The 19900-nt window shown below is 47.2% G+C and carries 20 protein-coding genes and 1 other annotated feature; of the genes, 1 reads left to right on the top strand and 19 read right to left on the bottom strand.

All coding sequences use genetic code 11. From position 1 onward, the window contains the following. Nucleotides 1-410: 410 nt before the first annotated feature. The 4 genes from ACQSGY_RS01880 to lspA form a co-directional block, all read right to left on the bottom strand. Nucleotides 411-641 carry an HTH domain-containing protein gene (locus tag ACQSGY_RS01880; protein WP_427050465.1) on the bottom strand — a complete coding sequence of 77 codons (231 nt, stop codon included), beginning with the start codon at nucleotides 639-641 and terminating at the stop codon, nucleotides 411-413. Between the two features lie 139 nt (nucleotides 642-780). Further along, nucleotides 781-2034 carry an LL-diaminopimelate aminotransferase gene (locus tag ACQSGY_RS01885; RefSeq protein ID WP_145404069.1) on the bottom strand — a complete coding sequence of 418 codons (1254 nt, stop codon included), beginning with the start codon at nucleotides 2032-2034 and terminating at the stop codon, nucleotides 781-783. Between the two features lie 112 nt (nucleotides 2035-2146). Beyond that, entirely contained in the window at nucleotides 2147-3109 is a 963-nt protein-coding gene (locus ACQSGY_RS01890; protein WP_427050466.1) for an RluA family pseudouridine synthase, read from the bottom strand. Then, nucleotides 3102-3596, bottom strand: a complete 495-nt coding sequence (gene lspA / locus ACQSGY_RS01895; protein WP_090923795.1) for a signal peptidase II — start codon at nucleotides 3594-3596, stop codon at nucleotides 3102-3104. The genes ACQSGY_RS01890 and lspA overlap by 8 nt, the downstream gene beginning before the upstream one ends. Nucleotides 3597-3833: 237 nt before the next feature. Here lspA and ACQSGY_RS01900 point away from each other — a divergent pair, with 237 nt between their 5' ends. Continuing rightward, complete coding sequence (locus ACQSGY_RS01900; protein WP_427050467.1) at nucleotides 3834-4562, top strand: TraR/DksA C4-type zinc finger protein; 729 nt, start codon at nucleotides 3834-3836, stop codon at nucleotides 4560-4562. Here ACQSGY_RS01900 and ACQSGY_RS01905 read toward each other — a convergent pair. From ACQSGY_RS01905 to ACQSGY_RS01975, 15 genes are all read right to left on the bottom strand, one after another. Further along, nucleotides 4559-4921, bottom strand: a complete 363-nt coding sequence (locus tag ACQSGY_RS01905) for a DUF5665 domain-containing protein (RefSeq protein ID WP_427050468.1) — start codon at nucleotides 4919-4921, stop codon at nucleotides 4559-4561. The genes ACQSGY_RS01900 and ACQSGY_RS01905 overlap by 4 nt on opposite strands. Nucleotides 4922-5145: 224 nt before the next feature. Continuing rightward, complete coding sequence (ileS, locus tag ACQSGY_RS01910) at nucleotides 5146-8244, bottom strand: isoleucine--tRNA ligase (protein WP_427050469.1); 3099 nt, start codon at nucleotides 8242-8244, stop codon at nucleotides 5146-5148. 128 nt (nucleotides 8245-8372) lie between these two features. Continuing rightward, nucleotides 8373-8664: a binding site (T-box leader), on the bottom strand. A 57-nt stretch (nucleotides 8665-8721) separates the two neighbouring features. Further along, the gene (locus ACQSGY_RS01915) at nucleotides 8722-9231 is read right to left on the bottom strand and encodes a DivIVA domain-containing protein (protein WP_111271926.1); all 510 of its coding nucleotides are present in this window, start codon (nucleotides 9229-9231) and stop codon (nucleotides 8722-8724) included. 249 nt (nucleotides 9232-9480) lie between these two features. Further along, nucleotides 9481-10263, bottom strand: coding sequence for an RNA-binding protein (locus ACQSGY_RS01920; RefSeq protein WP_216517243.1), 783 nt, complete (start codon nucleotides 10261-10263; stop codon nucleotides 9481-9483). A gap of 16 nt (nucleotides 10264-10279) precedes the next feature. Further along, complete coding sequence (locus tag ACQSGY_RS01925; RefSeq protein WP_184182362.1) at nucleotides 10280-10549, bottom strand: YggT family protein; 270 nt, start codon at nucleotides 10547-10549, stop codon at nucleotides 10280-10282. A 7-nt stretch (nucleotides 10550-10556) separates the two neighbouring features. Then, complete coding sequence (locus ACQSGY_RS01930; RefSeq protein ID WP_111271924.1) at nucleotides 10557-11024, bottom strand: cell division protein SepF; 468 nt, start codon at nucleotides 11022-11024, stop codon at nucleotides 10557-10559. Beyond that, nucleotides 11015-11716, bottom strand: coding sequence for a YggS family pyridoxal phosphate-dependent enzyme (locus tag ACQSGY_RS01935; RefSeq protein ID WP_427050470.1), 702 nt, complete (start codon nucleotides 11714-11716; stop codon nucleotides 11015-11017). Before ACQSGY_RS01935 ends, ACQSGY_RS01930 begins: the two co-directional genes overlap by 10 nt. A gap of 5 nt (nucleotides 11717-11721) precedes the next feature. After that, entirely contained in the window at nucleotides 11722-12618 is an 897-nt protein-coding gene (pgeF, locus tag ACQSGY_RS01940) for a peptidoglycan editing factor PgeF (RefSeq protein WP_427050471.1), read from the bottom strand. A 58-nt stretch (nucleotides 12619-12676) separates the two neighbouring features. Further along, nucleotides 12677-13069 carry a YlmC/YmxH family sporulation protein gene (locus ACQSGY_RS01945; protein WP_240636762.1) on the bottom strand — a complete coding sequence of 131 codons (393 nt, stop codon included), beginning with the start codon at nucleotides 13067-13069 and terminating at the stop codon, nucleotides 12677-12679. Between the two features lie 224 nt (nucleotides 13070-13293). Then, nucleotides 13294-14076 (bottom strand): RNA polymerase sporulation sigma factor SigG, encoded by a 783-nt coding sequence (gene sigG, locus ACQSGY_RS01950; RefSeq protein ID WP_110898501.1) that lies wholly within the window; start codon nucleotides 14074-14076, stop codon nucleotides 13294-13296. 111 nt (nucleotides 14077-14187) lie between these two features. Further along, the gene (gene sigE, locus ACQSGY_RS01955) at nucleotides 14188-14910 is read right to left on the bottom strand and encodes an RNA polymerase sporulation sigma factor SigE (protein WP_110898502.1); all 723 of its coding nucleotides are present in this window, start codon (nucleotides 14908-14910) and stop codon (nucleotides 14188-14190) included. 11 nt (nucleotides 14911-14921) lie between these two features. Further along, nucleotides 14922-15902, bottom strand: coding sequence for a sigma-E processing peptidase SpoIIGA (spoIIGA, locus tag ACQSGY_RS01960; RefSeq protein WP_216517436.1), 981 nt, complete (start codon nucleotides 15900-15902; stop codon nucleotides 14922-14924). Between the two features lie 355 nt (nucleotides 15903-16257). Then, complete coding sequence (ftsZ, locus tag ACQSGY_RS01965) at nucleotides 16258-17367, bottom strand: cell division protein FtsZ (protein ID WP_184182356.1); 1110 nt, start codon at nucleotides 17365-17367, stop codon at nucleotides 16258-16260. Nucleotides 17368-17517: 150 nt separating this feature from the next. Next, nucleotides 17518-18795, bottom strand: a complete 1278-nt coding sequence (gene ftsA, locus ACQSGY_RS01970) for a cell division protein FtsA (RefSeq protein WP_184182354.1) — start codon at nucleotides 18793-18795, stop codon at nucleotides 17518-17520. A 296-nt stretch (nucleotides 18796-19091) separates the two neighbouring features. Then, complete coding sequence (locus ACQSGY_RS01975; protein ID WP_289370891.1) at nucleotides 19092-19859, bottom strand: cell division protein FtsQ/DivIB; 768 nt, start codon at nucleotides 19857-19859, stop codon at nucleotides 19092-19094. Nucleotides 19860-19900 lie beyond the last annotated feature (41 nt).

The raw sequence follows: 19900 nt of genomic DNA on the forward strand, positions 1-19900 counted from the left end.
GGACAAATAAGCCCGCTGGCCATTTCCATAATGCATTGTCTCGTTCATCGGCAGCCTCTCGAAGCTGGCGGTGTTCTTCCGCCGCACACCAGCGATAATACCCGCTTGTACTTACCTCAGCAAGCTTACAAAGATAGCGAGTCACGCGTCTCAGGTCCATGTTTACGAATGACCTGATTGATGAGCTGAAAGCGCTCGGAAGACGCTAGTAATTCATTGTTGTCCTTGTGCCTTTCGAGCGCTTCTAGCTTTTTTAAGAGTTCATTCTCGGCTTCCAAAAGCTTGATACGTGCCTCGGCAAGACGGAGCTTTTCCTCAGCCGAAAGCTCACGACTAACCGGTCTTCCCGAGCTTCCCTTCCCCCTACGCTCTTCCAGTAGTCCAGCTTCACCTGAAGAAACATATGTTTTTCACCAACGCTCCAAACATCTTTTTGGCGTCTCCTGTCCGATCAGTTCAACGTTAAATCCTGCCTGTAAGAAGATTTCCATGGGTGTATGCCCCGCCTGACTGGCCTGTACATCCACAATCTTAAAGGCAGGGGAATACGTGATATTCTTCTCTGATACGCGAAGAACGGATGGATTCGACTCCAGTAGCTTGATCTCTTTCTCCGTAAAAACCCGTCTAATTTTCCTCATAATCTACATCCCCACAAACTTTTATAATCTGATTAAAACACAAAAGACCCGTAAGAGGGCACTTTTTTCAAAGTGTCCATCTTACGGGTCACAGTTCACTCTTCACACTTTACATCGTCTATTTCACTGTATGCTTCAATTAAAATTCAAACTCTACATCGCTCAAACGACGTTTAATTTCAGCAATAACCCGTTTCTCTTCCTCTTCGCCATTTGCAATAAACGTTACGGAGAAACGAACAAAGTTACCTGCATCATCCCAAGGTACGGAGGAGATCAGCTTCTCACGGATCAGGAATTGAGAGAAATCCTCACCGGATTCGAAGCGGCGTCCGCCAACAACACCTTTTGGCGCTTCTACGTAAAGGAAGAAGGAACCTTTCGGTTTCTCAGCCTGGAAGCCAAGTTCATTCAATGCCGCTACCAGCATGTCATGACGACGGGAATATTTCTCAGCAATTTTCTCTGTAATTTCCGGATGATTCAAGCCATATGCTGCCGCTTTCTGGATTGCGATGAATTGACCGGAGTCATTGTTGTCCTTCACATCACTGAATGCTTTGACAACGAGCGGATTACCAGCAACAAAGCCAATTCTCCAGCCTGTCATGTTGTAGGATTTGGATAAGGAGTGAAGCTCCACACCAACATCCTTCGCGCCAGGCACGGACAGGAAGCTGAACGGTTTTTTACCGTCATATGTCAAGGCTGCATAGGGTGCATCATGTACAACAACGACATTGTATTTTTTCGCCCATGCAACAACCTCAGTGAAAAACTCCACTGTTGCACTTGCACCAGTCGGGTTGTTCGGGTAGTTCAGATAGAGTAATTTTGCGCGTTTTGCAATATCCTCAGGGATTGCTTGCAGATCAGGCAGGAAGTTATTTTCTTTCGTCAATTGAACGTTAAACACTTCTCCACCGAGATATTTGGTATGCGTACCCATTACCGGGTAACCAGGAACCGTCATAATGGTTACGTCTCCCGGGTTGATGAAGCAGGAAGGCAGCATCGCCAAAGCGGGCTTGGAGCCGATGGAGTGAACAATCTCCGTATCTGCATCAATTCCATCCACGTTAAATACGTTTTTCAGGTAGGCTGCTGCCGCTGCCTTGAACTCAGGGATACCGTTATCGGCATAACCGCGGTTCTCCGGCTTGGCCGCTTCTGCAGCAAGTGCAGCAACGATGCCTGCATCTGCCATTTCATCCGGTTCACCTACCCCAAGGTCGATCAGCTCGACATCGGGAAAGTCTTTTTTGGCAGAAGCTTTGGCACGTTTGATTTTCTCGAATTTATAGATGTTAGTGTCTTTACCATAGTTGGAGCCGCCGATACGGTCGGCAAAATTAGTTTGGATGTACGTTTCTTGATATTGTTCAATACTCATAAATGCGATTCATCTCCTCATTGTGACGCAAATTTCTCATGTCTTAATATGAAGCATTTGAGCAAACAACACCATGGACAAAATATCCGAACATTTGTACTTTCTACAAACGTCAGCGGCTTCTCAGCGAAGCCAGTACATCCTCCATATCCTGCGGGATCGGCGCGCTGAATTCCATGTATTCTCCTGTAGAAGGATGTACGAAGCCAAGCGTTGCAGCATGCAAGGCCTGTCCGTTCATTTTGATCCCTTTGTTGCGTCCGTATGTCGGATCACCCACGAGCGGATGTCCGATAAATTTCATATGCACCCGAATCTGGTGGGTACGTCCTGTTTCGAGCTTTAACTCCAGCAAAGTGTAATCGTTAATGCGCTCCGTCACTGTAAAATGAGTCACCGCATGTTTGCTGTTGCGCTCGGTCACAGTGTACATTTTACGATCATTCGTGTCACGGCCAATTGGTGCATCAATCGTACCTTGATCATGGCTCAGATGACCATGCACCAGCGCAATATAACGTCGGTTTACGCTATGTTCCTTCAACTGTGCAGCCAGGGAGGCGTGGGCACGATCATTTTTGGCTGCCATAATCAAACCTGACGTGTCCTTATCAATCCGGTGCACAATTCCCGGACGCAGCTCCCCGTTAATGCCGGACAGATCCTTGCAATGATACATCAAAGCGTTTACAAGCGTGCCTGACGTATGACCTGGTGCCGGGTGCACAACAAGTCCACGCTGTTTGTTAATGACAATGAGGTCACTGTCTTCATAAACCACTTCGAGCGGGATATCTTCTGCAATAATCTCCACCGCTGCCGGCTCAGGAATCTGCAGAACAATCTGATCGCCTTCAGACAGCTTGGCGTTGGCTTTCACAATAGCACCGTTTACTGTAACCGCACCGTCTCCGATCCATAGCTGGACCTGTGAACGGGATACGTCCTCTAAAGCATCGGTAATGTATTTGTCCACGCGTTCTTTCTTATGTTCAGCGGCAACGGTCCATTCCATACGTTCCTCACCGTTAAATTCTTCTTCGTTATGAACCTGTTCTTCATTCACATTACTCATGATGCTCATTCCCTTCAATCTTTGCAGCCGCTTTCTCACGGCGTCCTTCCAATAATGTCTCCACAATAATTAATGCTACTCCGATACAGATCGCCGAGTCAGCAATGTTGAAGATGGGAAACGTGTAACTTCCGAAATTAAGCTGTACAAAATCTACAACTTCCCCTGTCAAAGCCCGGTCAAGGAAGTTGCCGATCGCTCCACCAAGCACCAGGCTAAGAGCCACTGGCAGCAATTTGTGCGGTGTATCTTTTACCTTTTGCAAATACCAGATCAAAGCGACAACCACAATAATTGTAACCACAATAAAGAACCAGCGCTGGTCCTGCAAAATGCCAAACGCCGCACCTGAATTACGATGGGAAGTGATGACAAAAAAATTGCCAATGACCGGAATCTCTTCTCTAAGCTCCATCCGGGTAGCAATCAGGTACTTTGTTCCCTGATCGACTAAAAATACGATAAAAGCAAGGATATAATACACCACGTTTGTTGTCACTCCGTTCTTGTCTTTTCCAGCGATAACACGCATTCGCCAGACTTATTTATTGTAGCACAGCTATTCAGAGATCGTCCATGACAGGCAAACGCTCCGGTCCGCAGATTCCTTGGAAAAAGCCTTGGAAAAAGCGATAACATTTGCCTTCTGTAATCCCGCCTGAAAAGGCACATCCTAGATTGGAGACATCAACCGGATTCCGAACGAACCAGAAAGGGGAAAGCCATGTCACATTTCACAGCCAAGCAACTGCAATCACTGCATTCCCAGCTAATGAGCAATAAACGTGATATTGAACACCGATTGTCCGAGAATGAACATTATGGCTTGGGGGATTCTCTAAAGCTCCAGACCGGAGAACTGTCACCCATCGATAATCATCCTGGCGATTTGGCTACAGAGGTATATGAACGAGAGAAGGATATTTCCCTGCTTGAGCATGATGAGTTTCAACTTGAACGCATTGATTCTGCACTGCATGCGATGGAAGAAGGTCACTACGGAACCTGTGCAGTCTGCCAGCAGCCGATTCCTTATGAGCGTATGGAAGCTGTCCCGTACACCAAATACTGCAAAAAACATCAACCCGAAACGGTCGTTTCCGAGAACCGTCCTGTGGAAGAACAATTTCTTGCCCCGGCGTTTGGACGTACCAGTCTGGACGAACGAGAGGATCAGAACGGCTTCGACGGTGAAGATGCCTGGCAGATTGTAGAGAGCTGGGGAACCTCCAATACTCCTGCAATGGCAGAAAGCGGTGATATCGACAGTTACGATGTGATGGCTATTGAAGCTGCAGAAGAGCTGGACGGTTTTGTTGAAGCATACGAGAGCTTTGTGGCAACAGATATTTATGGTCATGATGTATCCATTGTTCGTAATCGGCAGTATCGGAAGTACCTGGAAAATGGTGAAGGGTCAGGACTGCTCGAACCGGGCTCCGAGGAGGATTAATACGTATTCATATCCAGCTGACGCTGCACGATTCGCACAATATCAGCGATGTAATCTCCGACAATCGGCAGATTTAATGCGCCCAGAACCTGTAACACATAGATAATCGTTGCTGCAAAAAAAGTAAATCCAATGGCGATCCCTACACCTCTCGCCGTTCCAGACAACAGATTTAACCAGATGAGCTTCCATGGTCGGTTCAGCAGCTCTGTATATTGTGCAATGCGTGAACGCTCCAGTTCATTTGCGATCCTGCTCGTTAATGTATGTAATTCTTCAATTTTGTCTTGAGGCGTATGCACAGATCCCGCACTAGAGACGGCAGGAGTGGATGCGCCTTGCTGGTCCTGTTTGCTCATATTTCGCTCCAATCGTTTATAATATTAATGCAAGGTTCACAATTAATCATTTGATACAAGTGCACAATTCAAGCATTTGATGGAAGTTCACAATTTAATCATTTCCTTATCGTGCAAAAAACAAACGAGCCCAGCTTCAGGAATTGCTTCCCTGGCTGAGGCTCATTTATGTTGGTTCACGATTTAATTAGGTTATCCTTATTTTAATTAAACTACTCTACAGGCTACGCTTCAATGTAGATTCCGATCGCTTTGCCTCCGGCATCTACACGTTCCATGTCATCAGCCGTACCAAAGGTCACGTCTGTTACAAGTACGTTCTCGCGCAGAACTTCGTCAAATGCTTGAATCGCTGCTTGAAGATCCGCATCGACATCCAGCGTCAAACGCACTCTTTTTTCAATCGGCAGATCGAGTCGTTTCCGTGTATCCTGTACAGCTCGAACGACTTCACGCACCCAGCCTTCCTGTTCAAGTGCTTCCGTAATTTCTGTGTTCAGTGCAACAGTAAGACCATAACCTGACGCCGATGCAAACCCGGACTTCGCCTGCTTCTCAACCAGCAGTTCCTCGTTCGTCACCTGCAGCTCCTCTCCTTCTGGAGAAACGACGTTAAATACGCCTTCCGCTACCACTTTACGTGTCTCATCCGCAGTCATGCCTTTAAACAGGTTTTGTAGGAAACCTACGTTTTTGCCGTATTTTTTACCCGCAACCTTCAAGTTAAGCTTGAGTGTAAAGTCTACGAATTCCGCATCATTATGCTCGGTACGGATTCCTTTGACATTGATCTCTTCCTTGATGATCTCTTCATAACTTGCCAGATCAAAGCCTTTATCCAAAGAAACGATCAGTTCGGACAATGGCTGACGTGTTTTGATGCCCGTTTCATTACGAACGTTACGAGCCAGCTCTACCACGCGGCGAGCCGTTTCCATATCCTGCTCCAGCGCTGCATCGATCAAGGCTTCATTAGCTGTCGGGTAATCGTCCATATGCACGCTCTCACCCGTCGTCAAGTTGAGATAGATATCTTCAGCCAGCATAGGTGTAAATGGCGCCACCAGCTTCGCTGAAGTCACCAGCACTTCGGTCAGGGTACGATACGCATCCAGCTTATCCTCTGTCAGACCACTTCCCCAGAATCGGTCACGGGAACGGCGGATGTACCAGTTGCTCAGCTCATCTACAAACGCTTCAATAGCTTTGGAGGAATTCAGGTAATCATTCACTGCCAGTGCTTTTTCCACAACAAGGATCAGACTGTTAAGTCTCGACAGAATCCAGCGGTCCAGCTTGTGTGCAGACAATTGGAACGGATGCTCCTGCGGATCGAATCCATCGATCGTTGCATACAGCGTCAGGAATGCATGGGTGTTCACCAATGTATCGACCATTTTGGATTTGGCTTCCCCGACGATGCCTTTGGAGAAACGTTTGCTGTTCCATGGCGCGCTGTCAGACAGCAATGCCCAGCGGAACGCATCCGTACCGTATTCCTCGATAACCTCCCATGGGTCAATGACATTGCCTTTGGATTTGGACATCTTCTGGCCGTTCTCGTCCAGTACGTGCCCTGTTGCCATAACGGCTTTGTAAGGTGCTTTGCCTGTCAAAAGAGTGGACACCGCGAGCAGGCTGTAGAACCAGCCGCGCGTCTGGTCGATGCCTTCACAGATCATATCCGCAGGGTACTGCTGTTCAAATACTTCTTTATTTTCAAAAGGATAATGCTGCTGTGCAAACGGCATCGAGCCGCTGTCGAACCAGACATCAATCACTTCTGGCGTACGTCTCATCTCATATTTGCCACATGAGCTTAGCACCTTCACTTCATCCACATACGGCTTGTGCAGCTCGAGATTTTCAGGCACCTCTCCGATCGCACGGGCGCGAAGCTCAGCAATGCTGTGTGGTGCAAATTGTTCCCCTGTCTCTTCACATACCCAAATGTTCAGCGGCGTACCCCAGTAACGGTCACGGCTGATGTTCCAGTCCACGAGGTCCTCCAGAAACTTCCCGAAGCGGCCTTCACGCACATGCCCTGGATACCATTCCACTTCGCTGTTATTGGCGATAAGCTGATCCTTGATCGCTGTGGTCTGGATAAACCAGCTGTCCATTGCATAGTACAGAAGCGGTGTATCACAACGCCAGCAGAACGGGTAGCTGTGCTCGTATTTTTCCTTGCTGAACAGGCGACCATTTTCGGACAAGTATCTGACGATGTCGATGTCGCAATCCTTCACAAATCGGCCAGCAAAATCCGTCACTTGTGCGACAAATTTACCTTCCAGATCAACCATATTAACAAAGCTGATGCCATTCTCGCGGCAGACACGATAGTCATCTTCACCGTGTGCAGGAGCCATGTGCACGATACCCGTACCGCTTGCATCCGTTACAAAGGAGGCACCTAATACGATATTTGTTTTCTCTGCCTGAACATAATTAAATGGCGAACTGTAGGTTTTGCCAACCAGATCGGCGCCCTTCAGTGTGCCAATGATCTCATATTCACCTTTGCTGTCCTTCATGACCTTCTCTACCAGATTGGTTGCCATGATGTATACTTCATCGTTTTGACGTACACGGGAATAATCCATGTCCGGGTTGACCGCAAGTGCCACGTGAGAAGGCAGTGTCCAAGGTGTTGTCGTCCAGGCCAGCACGAACTCACCGCTATCATGCAATTTGAACTTGGCTGTAGCACTCAGGTCTTTGACATCCTTATAGCCTTGTGCAACTTCATGCGAGCTCAACGTTGTCTGACAGGAAGGACAGTATGGACTAACGCGATGACCGCGATACAATAGTCCTTTTTCGTGAATTGTCGCAAGGATGTTCCATACACTTTCGATATAGTTGTTATCGAGTGTGATGTATGGATTATCCATGTCCGTCCAGTAACCGATGCCTTCCGTCAAGTCGCGCCATTGCTGCTCGTATTCAAATACGCTCGCTTTACATTCGTTGATGAATTTCTCCACACCGTAATCTTCGATCTCCCACTTGTGAGAGATACCCAATTTTTTCTGTACTCCGAGCTCTACCGGCAAACCATGGGTATCCCATCCGGCTTTACGAACGACACGGTATCCCTTCATCGTATTGTAACGACCAACAAAGTCCTTGATTACACGTCCGAGCACGTGCCCGATATGAGGTTTACCGTTCGCTGTAGGCGGGCCTTCATAGAAGACAAAGTTTGGCTTGCCCTCCCGATTTTCAATGGAACGTTTAAAGGTGTTCTCTGTCTTCCATTTATTTAACATGCGTAATTCTCTCGCACGTGCTTTCTCTTTGACATCAACTCGCTGCATGCTACTCAACTTCCTTTCTCTTATTAAATCAATATTGGATTGCTCGCGACGAGCACTTCAACCTCTTCAGGTTTTCCTTGCCTTCCGCTCCAACCGCCGTTTGAGAACACAAAAAAACCTCATCCCTGGAAAGGGACGAGGCTCTGCTCGCGTTACCACCCTAATTCTGTTCATCACAAACCACATTCAGATCACTCTGAGTATGCTCTGTCATCAACAGCGCTTAAGCCCCGCTGTAATGCTGCAGGGTACCGTTATAACGTACGGCTTACGGTTCAGCTTACACACGGTCATGCTTACACCGCTTCAGCGTCACTTCTCCGGGAAGATATTCGGCTATAACTCATCCGTTGGTTTGCACCAGACACCAACTCTCTGAGGGATGAGATCATAACGTACTGAGCCCGTCATGGAATCACTATTCAATATGAATATAGTTATAGCTTCTTTGCCCGCAAAAGTCAACCGGGCGGCAGACTAATAAATCTCTTTCATCTCCCGCTCACGGTCCTTTACTTCCTGTTCCCGGCTCTCCAGCGCTTCCCAGCCATCCTGAGTCAGCAATTCAAGCTGAGCTTCTACAAGCGTGCGGAAACGTGCGCGATAGATCGAAGCCTGCTTTTTCAGTTCTTCCACTTCCAAAGCAATCTTGCGGGACTTGCCAAGCGCTTCGTTCACGATTCGGTCAGCATTTTTCTCTGCTTCCTTCACGATGAGCTGCGCTTCTTTCTTCGCATTGTTTTTCACATCATCCGCAGCTTCCTGTGCAATGATGATTGTTTTGCTGAGGGTTTCCTCAATCGTAGCAAAATGATCCAGCTTCTCCTGAACGGACAGCAACTGATTGCTCAGCTCCTTGTTCTCGCGAATGACGCCTTCGTAGTCTTTGATGACTTGATCCAGAAATTCATTGACTTCATCCTCGTCATACCCGCGCAAGCGTCGGGAGAATTCCTTGTTATGTATGTCCAGCGGCGTTAATGGCATGCTGTCCACCTCCTGTAAAAATTCCTTCCCAATCCAGAGAAGGTTTGCAGCACATGGGTTCCACCCAAGAAGCCGTAGCAAGACACCTGTAGCTGGCATCTGGTACGGAATGAAGGACCTGCCTCGACTTATCAGAGGTCCATTGACAACATGTACTTTAATGTATATCGGAAACACCAAGTATTTTTTTACCCTTTTACCCTTTACGTTTAACATTTCGACAAGAATTCAGATTTTCCTGCAACATGATCAAGCAAATTTCCCGATTTTCACCCTGCAGCGTCCCTTTTTGGTCATTCCTTCCTGCTCCAGCACCTTAAAACGACCAAAGCCTTGAATGGATACGACATCTCCTGCCTTAAGCGGTTTCGAGGGATCTTCCACCACTTTCCAGTTCACCTTGCAGCGCCCTGCCTTGATGGGAACCAGCACCTTGCTGCGGCTCAATCGATACACATCCGCACAGATGCCATCAAGCCGCAAGGAAGCTACGGTAATATCTATGGTGTCCAATTTTGTCTCAGACCATTTCATCTGATCCAGCGGCAGCAGCTCTGTGAACACATGCAACCGATGGACCTGATTCAGTTGAAGCGATAAAAAAGCGCCGGTTTCCGCTGCCACGACTGTGTGGCAACCTTCCTCCAGCACTTGAATGTCTCCAATCTTGCCACGCTTCATCCCGAGTCCGAGCAGGGAACCCATGTAGTCCCCATGCTCCAGTTCCGAAATCTTCGCGTCATCTGACGTGATGCTGAGCACCTGCATTCCCATATCTTCCTCATCGAGATAACGATAATCCGGTGCAATTAATGCTCGTTTGCGTTCAGCCGCCTCATATCCGCCATCCAGACGAACCTGAACGTCCTGACTGCGATTAACCAGGGATTGCAAAATAAAGACCTGTCTTGGATCAAGAAAGTCGGTGAGCTTCATATCATGATACTTGCTCGCCCGCTCAATCCAATCGGAGGCTTTATCTACGAAATCCCGCTCATCATGGCTAAAATGTTCGTAAATTTCATTGCTCATCTATGTCACCCTTAGCCTAGTATACAAAATACCGAAGTACCGAGATTAACCCTACAAGCGCAAGTCGAAGAACAAGCAGCGCAACGATCGGGGAAATATCCAGCACGCCGAACAAAGGCGGAATAAACCGGCGGAAAGGACTTAAATACGGCTCCACGAATTTGCCTAACAATTCACCGATGAAGCTTTCCCGCGCGTTAGGAAGCCATGACATCAATATGTAGACAATGACCATGTAAAAATAAATCTGATATAGCGTTGACAATATAACTTCAACTTGATACAAAAGCGGCTCACCTCATTCTGTTATAATCTTGCTCGCTGTCAGCCAGTATTTCCGTAATGGTTCCCTGAATTTCAACCGTATCTGGCGTACAGAGAAAAATGTTGCCGCCAATTTTAGATATACCGCCACCTAATGCGTATACCGTGCCGCTCAGAAAATCAATGACACGCAAAGCCTGATCCTGACGGATTCGCTGCAGATTGACCACAACGGTACGATGCGAGCGAAGATGGTCGGCGATCTCCTGTGCTTCGTCATAAGAACGAGGTTCATACAGGACAACTTTAACATTTTTCTGGGAATGAATGCTGACCACATTATTACCCCTTTGGTTTCTACGTTTATCTAACGCAGAGGTTTCATTTTCTTGCTGCTCTGGCTCTTGTTCCTCCTGTGCAGCAAGCCGCTCACGCTCCACAATCTCTTCCTCTTCCTGAAGTCCAAGGAAATTCATAAATTTATTCATTACGCCCATCGTGTTCCCTCCTCTTTTCCTACGAGTATTGATCCAAGCCGCACCCAGGTTGCCCCTTCTTCAATGGCTACTTCGAAATCGTTGGACATGCCCATTGACAATTCCGTCAGCGGCTGTGCTGTCAACGCTTGTCCATTCAGATCATCTCTCAGCTCGCGCAGCCCTCGAAATACAGGACGCGTCTTCTCTGGATCTTCCTCATGAGGTGCCATCGTCATCAGACCGATGATATTGAGGTTGTTCAACGATTGAATTTCTTTCAAAAATGAACTTGCCTGTTCAGGCTGCAATCCATACTTGCTCTCTTCACCCGAAATATTCACCTGCATGAATGTGTTTACCTTCAGGCCGAGTGAGCCGGCTTTTTTATCCAGTTCCTTGGCCAGTGACAAACGATCCAGTGAATGTATGTATGCAAACTTGCCAATGACGTCCTTCACTTTGTTTGTCTGCAGATGACCGATAAAATGCCAGGTGCCCTTCTGCCCGAAAGCTTCCCATTTTGCCTGTGCATCCTGCCAGCGATTCTCTCCAATATGCTCAAGACCGTGTTCAAGCACAGACCCTGTCGTTTGCAATGAGACATATTTCGTGACCGCAATCACATTCACATGCTCACGCTGACGGTTGCTGCGCTTGCACGCATCTTCAATCTTCTGATTAACTTGTTGAATACGCTCCTCCAATGACACAGAGGTCACCTCTCTTCCAGCCCAATCCAGCTTGCCATTCTTCCTGTAGTCCCGTTTTCCTTACGATAAGAGAAAAAAAGCTCAGGATGACAACTTGTACACCATGTTGTACATTCGATATGATCCGGCAATATTCCTGCTTTCATCATAATGTGTCGATTACATTCTTTCAAGTTTAACATCGTTTTGCCGTCTTCAGCAGGGGTATATACGCTTCTGGATACAGAGCGCTCGTATTCATCATTACCCTGAGGTTCATCGAGCCAAACCCGGACATGCTGCATTACAGCCTCATCTACTTCATAGCAGCATTCCCCGATAGATGGACCGATAGCCGCCCGGATATCTTCTCTCCGGCTTCCATACTCGCGTTCCATCGTTTCCACCATAGAGACAGCAATGCCTGCTACCGTGCCCTTCCATCCCGCATGTGCAAGGCCTACAGCCTGTTTCACAGGGTCATAGAAATACAGCGGAACACAGTCAGCGTAAAATGAAGTCAGCAGCACACCTGGCACATTGGTCACCAGGCCATCTGTATCCTGTAAGGCCGATTGACGATCCAGCAGCCCTCTGCCGCGCTCTGTAGCGGTAATAACAGCTACATGCTTGCCATGCACCTGCTCTCCGCAAGTCCAGGCCTCCAGTGGAAAAGCAAGTTTATCCGTAACAAGACGACGATTGCTCAATACAGCTTCAGCATCGTCCCCGACATGATACGCACAATTCAGCGAAGCGTAAGGCGCTTGACCAATGCCACCATGTCTGGTTGTAAATCCGGCAGTCAACCGTTCGAACGATTGCCAAGGTTGAATGTATAACAAAAGTGGATCTTGATCATTACGATACGTTTGCTCAGCTATTTCCTTCAATACATTTTTGTCCAATACAAATGGTTCCATTCTCTCACCTCACAACTTCCAGTGTACCAAATGAGCAGAGTTCTGTCTCACTTATCATTTATATCGTTCTGCGCTGACTCCGATTCAGGCGTTCCAGTCGTTCTGCTCGGTCGGTGCGGCTCTGCTGCTGCTCATCGTAAAGCCGAGCTTCCCGCTCACGCTCGTCATAGGTCTGTTCTTTGACCTCATCCATTTTCACAAGAATGACGTCCGAACCAATTTTCACAATATTTCTCCAAGGAATGATGAGATCCGTTCCGCCGCCAAACAACCCCATAAAACGACTATACCCCGGTACAACGATGGCCTCGATTCTGCCCTGCTGCAGGTCCAGTTCCAGATCGCTAATCTGTCCAAGTCGTTTGCCATCCGTGATATTAATAACATCCTTCGTTTGAAAATCGGAAATTTTCATACCGCGCGAAGCCGGCTCATTTGTATTCACTCTCATTCCTTCCGCCCCCTGTTAACACTCGTCTCCCGTTCTGCATCCATCTGTATTTAATATATGTCCTTTGGGTGAAAAATGTCCTGTTTTTTCGCTTGCATGCTCCAAAATCATAAACGAGATAGTGGCTTCAGCTGCAAATTTTGCTGTGGCTGTGCACAAAAAAAGGACGATCAATGGAGTTGTTATCCGATCAATCGCCCTTTTACTTATTTCACACGATCACACTACGACTTCACATGTTTCTGCATCTGTTGTATGGCTGACTTTTCAAGTCGTGAAACCTGCGCCTGTGATATCCCGATTTCATCTGCAACTTCCATTTGCGTTTTTCCTTCAAAGAAGCGCATCGACAAAATCATTTTTTCCCGCTGGCCGAGTCGGTGCATCGCTTCGCGCAAAGCAATCTCCTCGATCCAGGACACATCTTTGTTTTTGTCATCACTGATCTGATCCATCACATAGATCGGGTCCCCACCGTCGTGGTAGATCGGTTCAAACAGGGATACCGGGTCCTGAATCGCATCGAGTGCAAAAACAACATCTTCCTTCGGCACGTTCAGCGCCTCGGAAATTTCAAATATCGTCGGTTCGCGTGAATTTTTATTGGTCAGGCTGTCCCGAACCTGAAGTGCCTTATAGGCAATGTCCCGCAAAGAACGGGATACTCGAATCGGGTTATTGTCACGCAGATATCTGCGAATTTCACCGATAATCATCGGTACCGCATAGGTTGAAAATTTGACATTCTGGGATAAATCAAAATTATCAATGGCTTTCATCAGGCCGATGCAGCCGACCTGGAACAGATCATCGACAAACTCCCCCCGATTGTTAAAACGTTGAATGACACTGAGTACCAGACGCAGGTTACCATTCACCAATTTCTCTCTTGCTGAGCGATCATGGTGCTGTTGAAGGGAATGAAATAATTCCCGCATTTCAATATTGGTGAGAACAGGCAATTTTGCGGTGTCCACCCCACAAATCTCGACTTTGTTTCGGGTCATCGTGATTTACCTCCCAAGGAGAAACATTAATGTACATTATCTCCGGGGCAGGCTTTTTTATTCGTAGTTGGCACCCTTGCCAGTAATACCCATTCTTCCTTTTTAACCGGATCAGACCATTTTGTTGAACTCTTTGCGAAGCCTTTTAATGATTCTTTTTTCCAAACGAGAAATATAGGATTGGGAGATTCCAAGCAGATCAGCCACATCTTTCTGTGTCTTCTCCTCGCCATCGGTCAAGCCAAAACGAAGCTCCATAATCATTCGCTCCCGATCCGTGAGCTTCTCCAGTGCCTTGTGCAGCAGCTTGCGATCTACCTGTTCTTCAATATTTCGATAGATTGTATCGTTCTCGGTACCGAGCACATCGGATAATAAAAGCTCGTTTCCATCCCAATCAATATTCAGCGGTTCGTCAAAAGAAACTTCGGTACGAATTTTACTGTTACGCCGCAAGTACATCAATATTTCGTTTTCGATACAGCGCGAGGCGTAAGTAGCGAGCTTGATTTTCTTTTCGGGATCAAATGTATTTACGGCCTTGATCAAGCCAATCGCACCAATCGATACCAGGTCCTCGATGTTAATGCCTGTATTTTCGAACTTGCGTGCAATGTACACCACCAGACGCAGATTGCGCTCGATCAGCATCGCACGAATAGCAGCATCCCCAGACGATAACTTCTGCAGCAAATATTCCTCTTCTTCCCGTGTCAGTGGAGGCGGGAGCGCTTCACTTCCCCCGATATAATAAATCTCTTCACTTTTCAGCCCAAACAGGAATAACAAGCGGTAATAATTCAGTTGAGCAGCCAGTTTCCATTTCACAAGCATGTCGGTTCCTCCTATACCACATTCAGCGGCTTTTCTGTAGCTTCCGCGGATTGAGCCGTAGACTGCGCAGAAGCAGCTTCTTGCACAAGTTCAGGATGAATCACGGCCTGATATTTTCCATCGGACGACAAAACGCCCCCATCCAGCCCAATCAAAACCTTGGTTGTCTCATAAGCCATTTCCTCCATCGTCACTCTTACGCGGTCCGGCTTGATAGCCAGCATAAAGGCTGTTCCTTTGTTAATCCCCCGGTAGGGAACCAGCCGCAGTCGGTCCTGCCACTTAAACTGCTCCTGATCCAGCTCCATAATGAGCTTATCCGGTGATTCCTGCTTCAGTCTGTGCTTCCAGGAATCAGGCAGCCACTCCTGCCACAATGCCACCTCCATCACCATCACCGGCATTCGCGACAAAGGATCGGTAAGCTGATTGCCCGTATCCAGAAGGCCTGTACAAGACACAACTATCTCATCAATGCAGACCTCGACCTTACCCAGGTAGGTGGATAACCGATCCGATTTTCGTTTGGCACTCTGCACAATTTTGAATAATAAAAGGACCGCGAAGAATACAATGAATGTAAACCAGAACGCAATCTTCAGATCAAATGACATGCCGCCCGAAGCTGTAAACCAGATGCCATTGAACAGCTCTCCCGAGCTCTGCAGCATGTAATGCACACCCAGAATACCTCCAGCCGCGACAAAGTTGATGACGTAGAATGTGCCCAGTATCCGCGTAAATGCCTGCAGCCCTTTATATCCAAACGCAATACTTAACATAACGAGAGAAAAGCCAAACTTGATCAGAAACGTGAACATAAAATCAAACTGCGGTACAAACATCATCACCACGTATAACGCGCCAACAATGGCCGATAACAGCCATCTCCACCAGACCAGCTTCGTTTGGCGCATCCAGGCGGTCAGTCCAATGAGCGCTCCATCAATAATCAGATTGGTCAAAAAAATCAGATCGACATACACAACCACGCTCTTCACCTGCCTGCATCGGAACCTGCCGAAACGAAGGATTGCAACGATCATAGATGTATCAGATTGTAATGACTACAGATGCAACCCATTAGACGAACTCAGGTATATCCGACCTGTAACAACCTCAGCTGCTTAATCTTCTCGATATTTCATGAGCATATTCCCAAGTATACGGAGCCTCCTGTTCAAAGTCTGTCTAAATGTGGGAGCTTGTTTCCAACTTTTTTTGTCGGAATGCGCAGGCGACTTGTTCAGAATTTGTTCATTCCTGTATGTTACGCTAGATAAAAAAACAGCAAAAAACCCGGCTGCTTCAGAAGCAGTACCGGGTTTCCAGGTAAAGATCGATCATTTATTCGTTATTGTTGTTGCGGGAACGATTCCGTAAAAATGTCGGAATGTCCAGCTGATCACTGCTCGGCTGATTTCCGAATGGACGAAGATTCGGCGAACGGGTCTCTCCTGTTTCTGCTGCCGCGGCAGGTTTACGCACTGGCGGAGCTGCTGGTTTATCTTCGAATCCGGTAGCAATGACCGTAACCTTGATCTCCTCTTTCAGATCTTCGTCAATAATCGCACCAAAGATCATATTCACTTCCGGATCGGAAGCCGAAGTGACGATCTCAGCTGCTTCATTGACTTCATACAGAGACAGGTTAATGCCGCCTGTAATGTTCATGATGACACCGCGCGCGCCTTCAATGGACGTTTCAAGCAACGGACTCATAATAGCTTTGCGTGCCGCTTCAGCTGCACGGTTCTCACCAGTTGCCTCACCAATCCCCATCAGGGCTGAGCCGCGCTCATGCATGATCGTTTTGACGTCTGCAAAGTCAAGGTTGATCAGACCTGGCACCTTGATAAGATCGGAGATACCTTGTACGGCTTGACGCAGTACATTATCCGCTTGACGGAATGCTTCCAGCATCGGCGTCTTTTTGTCAACAATCTCAAGCAAACGATCATTCGGAATGACAATCAGCGTGTCCACTTTTTCTTTGAGTGCCTCAATCCCTTGTTCTGCATGGGTGGAACGCTTGCGGCCTTCAAAAGTGAAGGGACGTGTTACGACACCGACAGTAAGTGCACCGCACTCCTTGGCAATTTCAGCGATGACTGGAGCTGCCCCAGTACCTGTACCGCCGCCCATACCTGCTGTAACAAATACCATGTCCGCCCCTTTAAGAGTGTTCATGATCAGCTCTCGAGACTCTTCCGCTGCTTTTTTACCTACATCCGGGTTGGCACCAGCGCCAAGACCACGGGTTAATTTATCACCGATTTGCAATTTATGCTCGGATTTTGCCAGGTGTAACGCCTGAGCATCCGTATTCACTGTAATAAATTCAACACCTTGTACTCCACCTTCAATCATTCGGTTAACCGCGTTGCTTCCGCCGCCGCCTACCCCGATGACCTTAATCTGAGCCAAGCTCTCCATCTCAAAATCAAATTCCAACATATTATTCCATCTCCCCCTCAATGTGCATGGATGGCCCGTCCAATTTTTGATTTGAACCGAATCAATTTCATATATCGACGAACGAAAGCGTTTATTTTAGTACCAGCGCATTCAGACGGCTTCAAGAATGTATGAAATGGATCCAACCTGTTATATAAATTCACTGAACATATTCTTCAGTCGTTCGAACAGACCGGGTTTTTGTTCCGATTCCTGTGCCGTATTTGGCTTCGGACGGTTCGTCGGTTTTTTGTTATTGGTGTTATTATTGTTACCGCCGCCGCTACTCGAGGGCCTGATGCGCAAACCGCGAATAACATTGTGCAAAATGCCAACACCGCTGGTGTATCCAGGATCACGCACACCAATGTAATCCGGAACGGCAACCCGTACCGATGCAGCAAGCTCATGCTGTGCTACTTGCAGTACACCCGGCATGGAGACCGTACCACCCGTAAGTATATAACCTCCAGGCAGCTCGTTGTAACCAAGGCGTTTCACTTCTTGACCGATCATCTGAAATATTTCCTGAACCCTTGGTTCAATAATAGCCGCCAGATCCTCTTGTGAAAACTCCTTGTCTACATTGCTGCCAATGCGGGTAACTTTAAACATCACATCTGCAGCAGCATCATCAAGCCAGGCGCAGCCGTATTTCAACTTTACTTTCTCCGCCTGATCCGTCAGAGTACGTAAACCATAAGCAATATCATTCGTTACAAATTCCCCGCCAATTGGCAACGTTGAAGTTGCAACCATGCTGTTCTCTTCAAAGATCGCGATGGTTGTTGCCCCGGCTCCGATATCCACGAGTACCGATCCCATCGTTTTCTCATCCTTGGACAAAGCCAGTTGGCCAGCCCCTAGTGACATGAGAACGAGATCACTCACTTTTAATCCCGCTTTTTCCACGCAGCGCAAAAGATTATGTATCGCGGTTTTTGCACCCGTAATGATAGTCGCTTCAACCTCGAGACGAACACCAATCATACCCCGCGGGTCCTGTATGCCCTCCAAGCCGTCTACAACATACTGCTTGGCGACAACATCGATAATTTCCCGTTCCGGCGGAACCGCAATGACCTCGGCTGCTTTCAACACCCGTTCCATGTCTTCTTCTCCGATCTCACGATCCTCGTTCGATACTGCCACCACACCATGACTGCTCATCAGTCCGATATGATTCCCTGAGATTCCAACATATACTTCGGATATTTGAATACCTACCATACGCTCTGCATGATCCACTGCATTGCGGATCGACTGCACCGTCTGATCGATATCTACGATTACACCTTTGCGAATTCCTTCCGAGTCGGCAGATCCAACTCCAATAATATTAAAGGTTCCATTATTAATTTCCCCAATAATAGCGCGAATTTTGGATGTACCGATGTCCAAACTAACAATGATGTCATTGTTGCTCAAGTCTGTGGCACCTCCTGACTTCAATAATAAATTACGTTCGGGTTCAAACACTCATTAAAACATATTCAACACACTTTAGACTTTCCCTCTTTTTTCTACAATTTTTTTGGGTGCCAAGTTCTGGTTGCGAAACATAAAACCTTGAAGAAAAAAGAAGGAGGCATTTCAGGCGCCATAAGCTCAAGTGTACCATTTTTTCTTATTTTCAGAAAGAACAAGTTTCACACATCAATCGGGCCCAAAGCCTTATCCCGCCTACACTTTTGCGTATTGCATAAAGCAAGACAAGCGAATGATCAGGGCTTTGTTCCTGGTTCTGCGTCATTCTCTTCATCATCGGGGATAAACGGCACATACGTATCTGCCTCAAGCATCGTAATTTTGCCCGGCCGCTCTGTTTCAATCACCTGATTCAAATACTCCACTTTATCCGTTAACAACGATATCGTTGTAATCACTTCAAACTGTGATTTGGTGTACATGCGAATCTGATCCGGAAATGAAGGTGTCGGGTTCGGAATAATCTCAGAAATGTCTGTAGTCAGCTCGTTCGGAATTTGAGCCAGCGCCTGACTCAGTTTTGCTTTGAGCGGATCATTCGGCTTCCATTGCGTCAGAATCGGCTTCTCTACTGCAACGCCAATCGTTGGTGGAACATTCAGGCTTGTCCCACTGGACAGGATTGCTTTCAATGCGCCGCTGGAGTCAAGCTCATAAGCGACAGTGGGATATTCCTGAACCTTGATGTGAATCGTTCCGGGAAACTGCTTGTCCACAGTAACGGTTGAAACAGCTTTAATCGTTTTGAGACGTTCGATGATTTCAGAAGCGGTTGTTCCAAAAAACTGGTCGCCTTCCTTCAAACCGCTTTTATCCAGTAGCTCCGAAGTCGCCGTGTATACATTACCCGTAATTTCGATGGCTGATATACGGCTCATCGAAGAACGAAAGAATAATACGGCCAGTAATACAATAAATAATAATAACAGGATAATTACAACTTTTCGGCTTGTGTTTCTTTTTGGGCGATTCTCCTTGAGAACCGGAATTTGACTTTTAGGCATAATAACGCTCCACAAAGCCTCAGGTCCCCCTCCCTTTCAAG

Origin of the sequence: Paenibacillus sp. TC-CSREp1 (assembly GCF_050171015.1) — a bacterium.
Classification (GTDB): domain Bacteria; phylum Bacillota; class Bacilli; order Paenibacillales; family Paenibacillaceae; genus Paenibacillus; species Paenibacillus silvae.